Source organism: Mycobacterium sp., from assembly GCF_049278535.1.
Taxonomy (GTDB): Bacteria; Actinomycetota; Actinomycetes; order Mycobacteriales; family Mycobacteriaceae; genus Mycobacterium.
Window position 1 is genome coordinate 1 of sequence record NZ_JBAPMI010000290.1, and the last position, 1,756, is coordinate 1,756.

4 protein-coding genes are annotated in these 1,756 nt (G+C 67.7%); 1 reads left to right on the forward strand and 3 read right to left on the reverse strand.

Going from position 1 to position 1,756, the window contains the following annotated elements:
* Positions 1–222 (reverse strand): NAD(P)-binding protein (locus WAO18_RS19420; RefSeq protein WP_422207863.1); only part of this gene is annotated, 222 nt, incomplete at its 3' end.
* 84 nt (positions 223–306) lie between these two features.
* Between WAO18_RS19420 and WAO18_RS19425 the strand changes: the two genes are divergently transcribed.
* A complete protein-coding gene (locus WAO18_RS19425) occupies positions 307–906 on the forward strand; it encodes a TetR family transcriptional regulator (RefSeq protein WP_422207864.1) in 600 nt (199 codons plus the stop codon).
* Here WAO18_RS19425 and WAO18_RS19430 read toward each other — a convergent pair.
* Together WAO18_RS19430 and WAO18_RS19435 are read right to left on the reverse strand one after the other, a co-directional pair.
* Positions 903–1,295 (reverse strand): sterol carrier family protein, encoded by a 393-nt coding sequence (locus tag WAO18_RS19430; RefSeq protein WP_422207865.1) that lies wholly within the window; start codon positions 1,293–1,295, stop codon positions 903–905. The two genes, WAO18_RS19425 and WAO18_RS19430, sit on opposite strands and share 4 nt — an antisense overlap.
* A gap of 2 nt (positions 1,296–1,297) precedes the next feature.
* Positions 1,298–1,756, reverse strand: a 459-nt coding sequence (locus tag WAO18_RS19435; RefSeq protein WP_422207866.1) for an alpha/beta-hydrolase family protein, incomplete at its 5' end; no start/stop codon positions are given.

Sequence of the window (1,756 nt, forward strand, 5' to 3'; positions counted from 1 at the left end):
GTCCAAGCCAAGCTCTTTGGTGATCTCGGGTGCGGTGGGAAACTGCACCGATCCCGCGATCTCGTAGCGGAATCCGTCGATGAGCTCCACCGTCGCGGCCATTCCACCGCTGTAGGTGTTGGCCTCCAGACATAGCGTGCGCAGGCCCGCGCCCTGCAGGATGGCCGCTGCCGTCAGGCCGTTGTGTCCAGCGCCGATAACGATCGCGTCGTAGTCAGTCATGGATCGCAGAATATGTCAGTACTGACACAATTGGAAGATGTCAGCACTGACGTGTCACGCGGGATTCGAGATAGCATCTGCGCGATGACCGAGTCGACGAACCTTCATGAGCTGCGCCGGCGATCGACGCACGAGGCGTTGCGTCGGGTCGCGCTCGCACAGTTCGCCAGTAGGGGCTTCGCCAATGTGACGGTGACGCAGTTGGCCACCGAGGCCGGCGTCACCGAGCGCACGTTCTTCCGGCACTTCCCCAGCAAGGAAGCGGTTCTGTTCCAGGACTACGACACCCATTTGGAATGGCTTGCCGAGGCGTTGGCGCAACGACCCGACTCGGAGTCGCTGTTCGACGCCGTGTTGGCGAGCGTGGCGAGCTTTCCGCACGACGTGGAGGTGGTTCGCCAAGCCGCGATGGCCCGTTCAACATTGATATCCGCCGAACGCATTGCCGCGCACCTACGCGTCGTGCAGTCGTCATTCGCCGAGGTGCTGACCGACTTCATCAAGACCCGCTACGCCGGCGCTCCCAACGTCGCCCTGATCGCTGAGGTCGCGGGAGCCACCTTGGCAGCGGCGCTTGTGGTGGCGGTTCAGAAGTGGGGGGACGACGGCTGTACCGGCGACTTGGGTGAAATCGTTGCTACCAGTGTCGATCTGGTGCGTTCGGGATTTGCGCCGCTGATCTAACCGCTCAGCCTCACCACCGGCAGCCAGCCGGCGATCTCGCCGGCCCGCGATCCGGACAGGCGTAGCGCCCCGCTGGCGGAGGCGTCGGCCGTCGGCAGTAATCCGGTGGCCAGCCGCAGCCAGGTCCGGGGATCTGTCTCGACCACGTTGGGCGGCGTGCCGCGGGTGTGCCTCGGCCCGGATATGCACTGCACCGCCACGAACGGAGGGATCCGGACTTCGACGCTGGCGCCGGGCGCTTCTGCGGCCAAAGTCCGCGCGGTGAGCCGGACCGCGGCCGCCAGCTCCGCCCGGCTCGGCGCTGGGTGGCTGTCGTCGCGTAACCAGTCTTCGACCGCGCGGACGGCGTCGCGGGTCTGCGCCGGATCGGCGTTGTGACGGGCCGCCACGGCTAGCTTTTCAGCGCGGCGCGGATGCGCTCGGTGTCGGCCGCGGTCCAGCCATCCGGTGGGGCCACCGCGGCCCAACCGTCGAGGATGTCGTTGCTGTAGTTGTGGCCGTGCCCGCCGGGCACGCCCTCGGCGTTGGTCAGGTCGGCGCTGACCTGCCAAAAGGTGACGACCGGGTTCCACTGCATCGCCGCGCTGCGATCTCGGCCGCGCGGCTCGACGAGCCAGCCCGGCCGGCTGAACAGTAGATCGGGCGACCACCAGACCACCGGGTCGGACGGGTGCTGCAGGAATAGCACGCGGGTGCCTGTCCACGGCGGCACCGCGACGCGGTCGACGTCGGCGGGATCGATGGCGTCGGAGAAGCGCACGGTCCGGCCGCTGTCGTAGCGCGGCTGCACCTCGGTGGCGCCGGGATCGCGCCGAACCAGCAACGCGTGCCACAGCGCGCTCTCTTGTGG

Coding starts and splice junctions, on each gene's coding strand:
- WAO18_RS19425 (WP_422207864.1), top strand. CDS start 307: ATGACCGAGTCGACGAACCTTCATGAGCTGCGCCGGCGATCGACGCAC.